Source organism: Streptomyces alkaliphilus, from assembly GCF_014141535.1.
Classification (GTDB): domain Bacteria; phylum Actinomycetota; class Actinomycetes; order Streptomycetales; family Streptomycetaceae; genus Streptomyces; species Streptomyces alkaliphilus.
The window spans coordinates 1-5,791 of record NZ_VKHT01000256.1; the positions used below are offsets into that span (position 1 = coordinate 1).

Annotated in this window: 4 protein-coding genes; 2 read left to right on the forward strand and 2 right to left on the reverse strand. The window is 73.5% G+C overall.

The features are described from left to right. On the reverse strand, positions 1–671 hold a 671-nt coding region (locus tag FNQ90_RS10550), incomplete at its 3' end, for a helix-turn-helix domain-containing protein (protein WP_182606136.1). A 718-nt stretch (positions 672–1,389) separates the two neighbouring features. On the opposite strand from FNQ90_RS10550, the gene FNQ90_RS10555 reads away from it, so the two are divergent. After that, complete coding sequence (locus tag FNQ90_RS10555) at positions 1,390–3,147, forward strand: tetratricopeptide repeat protein (RefSeq protein ID WP_182606137.1); 1,758 nt, start codon at positions 1,390–1,392, stop codon at positions 3,145–3,147. A 145-nt stretch (positions 3,148–3,292) separates the two neighbouring features. Here FNQ90_RS10555 and FNQ90_RS10560 read toward each other — a convergent pair whose 3' ends face one another. Beyond that, positions 3,293–4,030: an SACE_7040 family transcriptional regulator gene (locus FNQ90_RS10560; RefSeq protein WP_182606138.1), complete on the reverse strand. Its 738-nt coding sequence runs from the start codon at positions 4,028–4,030 to the stop codon at positions 3,293–3,295. A gap of 113 nt (positions 4,031–4,143) precedes the next feature. Here FNQ90_RS10560 and FNQ90_RS10565 point away from each other — a divergent pair, with 113 nt between their 5' ends. Beyond that, positions 4,144–5,760, forward strand: a complete 1,617-nt coding sequence (locus FNQ90_RS10565; RefSeq protein ID WP_182606139.1) for a carboxyl transferase domain-containing protein — start codon at positions 4,144–4,146, stop codon at positions 5,758–5,760. The last annotated feature ends 31 nt before the right edge of the window (positions 5,761–5,791 follow it).

The window sequence follows — 5,791 nt, forward strand, 5'->3', positions numbered from 1 at the left end:
CGTCCGCCTCGTCGGCTGGGGCCGGCCAGGCGGACGGTGTAGACGAGGCCGTTGTCGGTCAGTGTGGAGGCGGGGTATCCGTGCAGTTGGGCGGCTTGCCGGAAGGTGTCCAGGACGATCTTGGAGGTGACGGCCCGGTGTGCTGAGACGTGCACGGCGTAGCGGGAGTGGTCGTCGAGCCAGGTGATGATCTCGGTATCCGGGCCGGGTCGTCCGTCGGGGCGGGTGAGGCGGTAGTGCGTGAAGTCGGACTGCCGGCATTCGTTGGGCTGTTCGGCGGCGAAGCGTATGTAGGAGGACTTGGGTCGCTTCTTGGGCTGGGGGGCGATGGTGCCGGCGCGGGCCAGGAGGCGGTGGATCGTGGCCCTGGAGAGCTTGATGCCGTGGTGGTGCTCGAGGTGCCAGGCGATGGTCTCGGCGCCGGCGTCCAGGCCGGCCTCGGTCAGCTGCTTGCGCAGGGCGAGGACTTGCTCGACGACTGCGGGCGGGGTCGCGCGCGGGTTGGTCTTCGGGGCTCGGGAGCGGGGTTCGAACGCGGCTTCGCCCTCGAGACGGTAGCGGGCCAGAAGTGTGTGGATCCAGGAGCGGGCCACACCGTAGTCGCGGGCGACCTGGGCGACGGGGCGGTGCTCGATGGTGACAGCGGTGATGACCAGCCGGGCTTTCGACATGCCCGAACATCAGCAGCTCGCGTCGGTGTCCTGGATGTCCTGAGACATCATGTCCTCAATGTCCTGAGACATGCGTCCTGGATGTCGTGAGACTGCACACTGTCCCCGCTACGCAAAGGTCAGGGCCCGGTGTCCGTGCGTCAAGCACGGAGGCCGGGTCCTTTCCGCGTGGTGCGGGAGCGTGTGGGTCGGCCGTACGCGCCTCCACCGCCCCGGGCCCTCCGACTTCGACCGCGCCCCGTGACCCCCTCTCCTGCGCGGAGGGTTCGCCCGCTCCTCCGCTCGTGGCCCGACGCTTCCCGCGTGCCGGTGCCTCACCTCCCGGTCCGTGTCCCCGGTGCCTTTCCCCGGCCGACCCCCTCGGATGCCCTGCCCGGACGACGGGCTCGGTTGCCCCGTTCCCCCGTTCGGGGGTGGTGGCGGGTTCCCCCTTCGGGTGGTTCGCGACCGGCTCGGTCCATGACGCGTGTCACCCCTGCGGTGGATGTTTCACGGCCGGGACGGTCGGTCGTCGGGGTGACGCCGGCCGGTCGACGACACCGCCGTGAGCGGGCACGATGCCCCCGGGGCGTCCTCGAGACCCAATCGGTGCCCATTTGCCGCCTGTTACAGCGTTTGAGTGTTGTCATGTCGGGAAGTCGATAAACCTCTATGTGAATTCGCCGGGCGCGGGTATTCCCGGTGTACGCAGGTTTCAGGTGGTGCGAGTATGGTCCTTATGGGGGACAGGGCGGGGTTCGAGACCGGCGCCGACGAGGCGGCCCGCGAGGGTGCGGCCCGTCTTCGGCGTGGGGATCTCGAAGGTGCGGAGACGCTGTTGCGCGTCGCCGCGTCCGAGGGTGATCGCAGTGCGGCCAACAACCTCGGCGTCCTCCTCCATCGCACCGGCCGGAACGAGGAGGCCGCCGGCTGGTGGCGCACCGCCGCGGTCGCCGGCTCCGCCGCCGCCGCGCATGCCCTGGGGCGCCTCCACCGCGAGCAGGGGGATGACACCGCGGCCGAGTACTGGCTGCGCCAGTCCGCCGAGTGGGGTCATGACTCGGGAGCCTACGCCCTCGCGGACCTGTTGGACGGCAACGACGCCGACGGCGCGGCGCGTTGGTTCCGGATCGCCGCCGAACGCGGCCACCGCGAGGCCGCCTTCCGCTACGCCCCGCTGTCGGACGACCCCGAGACCTGGTACCGCTTCGCGGCCGCCCGCGGTCACAGCCGTGCCGCCCACCGGCTGGGCGGGCTGCTCGAACGGCGCGGCGAGACCACCGAGGCGATGCGCTGGTACCTGGACGCCGCCGAGGCCGGTGAGTCCGGGGCCGCCGCCGCCCTGGGGTTCCTGCTGAGCGACGCGGGCGAGGAGGAGGCCGCCGAGAGCTGGTGGCTGCGCGCCGCCCGGGAGGGCGAGGGCACCGCCGCCAACGCCCTGGGGGCGCTGAACGCCCGGCACGGTCGTCGCCAGGAGGCCCAGCGCTGGTACCGGGAGGCCCTGGAGGCCGGTGACATCAACGGCGCCTTCAACCTGGCGCTGCTGTGCGCCGGTTCGGGTCGCATGGTGCAGGCCGAGCAGTGGTACCGCCGGGCCGCCTACGCGGGGCACCGGGAGGCGGCCAACGCCCTCGCGGTACTGCTGCTCCAGCGCGGCGACACCGACGGTGCCGAGCCGTGGTTCTCCCGCGCGGCCGAGGCGGGCAGTGTGGACGCGGCCTTCAACCTGGGCATCCTGCACGCCAAGCGGGGTGACGAGGCCGAGTCCCTGCGCTGGTACCGGCGGGCCGCGGGAGCCGGGCACGCCGAGGCGGCCCTGCAGGTGGCACTCACCGGCCTGCGGGGAGCCCGCACCCCCCGGGAGCGGGAGGAGGCCGACCGGATGCTGCGCCGCTCCGCGGAGGGCGGCAGCGTGGAGGGCGCCTTCCGCCTGGCGGTCCGTCTGGAGCGGCTGGAGCGCGCGGGGGAGGGCGACCCGCCTCCGGGGCCGGGCACCGAGACCGACCCGGACACCGACCCCGGGCTGGGCACCAACGGCCGGATCGTCCTGCGCCCCAGCGGACCGGTCCGGGGAGTCGGTGGTCCCGCGGACCCGGAGACCTCCGAGGCGGAGCGGTGGTACCGCCGCGCCGCCGAGCGCGGGCACCGTCGGGCCCGGGTGCGGCTGGGCACCCGGGCGGCCGAGCGCGGCGACCTGGTCGAGGCCGCCGAGTGGTATCGGCGGGCCGCCGAGGACGGCAGCCGCAACGGTGCCTTCAACCTGGGGCTGCTGCTCGCACGCGAGGGCGCCGAGCCCGAGGCCGCGATGTGGTGGAAGCGGGCGGCCGAGGCCGGTCACGGCCGGGCGGCGCTGCACCTGGCGCTGTTGGCCTCCCGGCGCGGCGAATTGAGCGAGGGGCGCGAGTGGAGCGCCCGGGCCGTGGAGCTGGGGCCGGCGGAGGTCGCCCGACGGGCGGCGCGGTTGCGCGACGCGCTGGCGGGTGAACTGACGGCCTGACGCGACCCCGGCCGCGACGCGGCTCCCGGGTACCCGGGGCGCTCATGTGGAACGGGGCGGGCGGGGTTCGATCCCGCCCGGTCCCGCTCCCGAGAGGCCCTCGAGAGCCATCAAGAGGCCCGCGAGAGGTCCTCGGGGGAGATCCTCACGAGCCGTCCCCGTCGGGGGCGTCCCTCTCCTCCGCGGCGGAGGTCAGCGCGGCCCGCGCCATCCGGTGCAGCAGGGCGGCCGTCCCGGCGCGGTCCGGCAGCGCGCCGGGACGCGCGGACAGGTGGGGGGTGGAGTTCAACAGGCCGAAGACGGCGTGCACGGCGCCCCTGGCGTACCGTTCGGTCAGTTCCGGGTGGACCCGGCCCACCACCTCCACCCACAGTTCCACGTACTGCCGTTGCAGCCGGCGGACCTCCTTGCGGTCGCGTTCGGGGAGACGGTCCAATTCCCGGTCGTGCAGGGTGATCAGGGCCCGGTCGTCCAACGCGAAGTCGATGTGGCCGGCGATCAGGGCGTCCAGTGCCTCCGCCGGTGACCGGCCCGTCGCCGCGGCCTCCTCCACCCGGCGTTCGCCCCCGTCGCGCAGCCGGACGCTGATGCCCACCAGCAACTCGGTGAGCATGGCGTCCTTGCCGGCGAAGTGCCGGTACAGGGCGGGGCCGCTGATGCCCACGGCGGCCCCTATCTCGTCCACCCCGACGCCGTGGAAGCCGTGGTCGGCGAAGAGTCGGGACGCCTCGCGCAGGATCTGTTCGCGCCGGTTGCCGCCGCCGGTGCGCCGTCCGGGACGGGCGGTGTCGGCCTCCCGGACGTGGAGGGCGTCGACGGAGCCGGTCCCGGGGTCGGCGGCGGAGGTATCGGCTGCGGTGGAGCCGGAGGGCGAGCCGTGCATGCCCCCATTGTAGACAGCGGCCGTTAATGGGCGTTAACCTGAGCCCCGGCGTTAACGGTCATTAACCCGTCGGTGGGTCGAGCGACGGGTGGAGGCGTGAGGGAGCTGGTCGGATGAGCCGGGCACCGGTGCTCGCGGTCGGCGCGGAGCCGGACTCCGCCGCCCGCCGGGCGAACGAGAAGGCCCACCGGGAGCTGGTCGCCGAGTTGCGGGAGAAGCTGGCGGCGGCCCGTCTCGGCGGCGGCGAGGCGGCCCGGGCCCGGCACGTCGCGCGCGGCAAGCTCCTGCCCCGCGACCGGGTGGACACCCTCCTCGACCCCGGCTCCCCCTTCCTGGAGCTGGCCCCCCTGGCGGCCCACGACATGTACGGGGGTGACGCCCCGGCGGCCGGGGTGATCGCCGGCATCGGTCGCGTCTCGGGTCGCGAGTGCGTGGTGGTGGCCAACGACGCCACCGTCAAGGGCGGCACCTACTACCCGATGACGGTCAAGAAGCACCTGCGGGCCCAGGAGGTGGCACTGGAGAACCGCCTGCCCTGCCTGTACCTGGTGGACTCCGGCGGTGCCTTCCTGCCGCTGCAGGACGAGGTCTTCCCCGACCGCGACCACTTCGGCCGCATCTTCTTCAACCAGGCCCGGATGTCCGAGCGCGGGATCCCCCAGCTGGCCGCCGTCATGGGCTCCTGCACCGCCGGGGGCGCCTACGTTCCGGCCATGAGCGACGAGGCCGTCATCGTGCGCGGCCGGGGCACCATCTTCCTGGGCGGCCCCCCCTTGGTGAAGGCCGCCACCGGGGAGGTCGTCACCGCCGAGGAGCTGGGCGGGGGTGAGGTGCACTCCCGGATCTCCGGCGTCACCGACCACCTCGCCGAGGACGACGCGCACGCGTTGCGCATCCTGCGGTCGGCCGTCGCCGGGCTTCCCCGACGCGGCTCCCCGCCCTGGTCGGTGGAGCCCGCCGAGGAGCCCTCCGTGGATCCGGAGGGACTCTACGGCGCCGTACCGGTGGACCCCCGCACCCCCTACGACGTGCGGGAGGTCATCGCCCGTCTGGTGGACGGCTCCCGGTTCCACGAGTTCAAGGCCGAGTACGGCACCACCCTGGTCACCGGGTTCGCCCGGATCCACGGCCACCCCGTCGGCGTGGTGGCCAACAACGGCATCCTCTTCGGCGAGTCCGCGCTCAAGGGCGCCCACTTCGTCGAACTGTGCGATCAGCGCGGGATCCCGCTGCTCTTCCTGCAGAACATCTCCGGCTTCATGGTCGGCCGTGACTACGAGGCGGCCGGCATCGCCAAGCACGGCGCCAAGATGGTCACCGCGGTCGCCTGCACCCGGGTGCCCAAGCTCACCGTGGTGATCGGCGGTTCCTACGGCGCGGGCAACTACTCCATGTGCGGCCGGGCCTACTCGCCCCGCTTCATGTGGATGTGGCCCAACGCCCGGATCTCGGTGATGGGCGGTGAGCAGGCCGCCTCCGTGCTGGCCACCGTCAAGCGCGACCAACTGGAGGCCCGTGGCCGGGAGTGGTCCGGGCGCGAGGAGGAGGAGTTCAAGGCGCCGATCCGGGCCGACTACGAGGCCAGGGGCAACGCCTACCACGCCACCGCCCGCCTGTGGGACGACGGGATCATCGACCCGCTGGAGACCCGCACCGTCCTCGGGCTGGCCCTCACCGCCTGCGCCAACGCACCACTGGGGGAGCCCGGATGGGGCGTGTTCCGGATGTGAGTCCGGCGCCTCCCCCTCGTCCCGGCGCCCC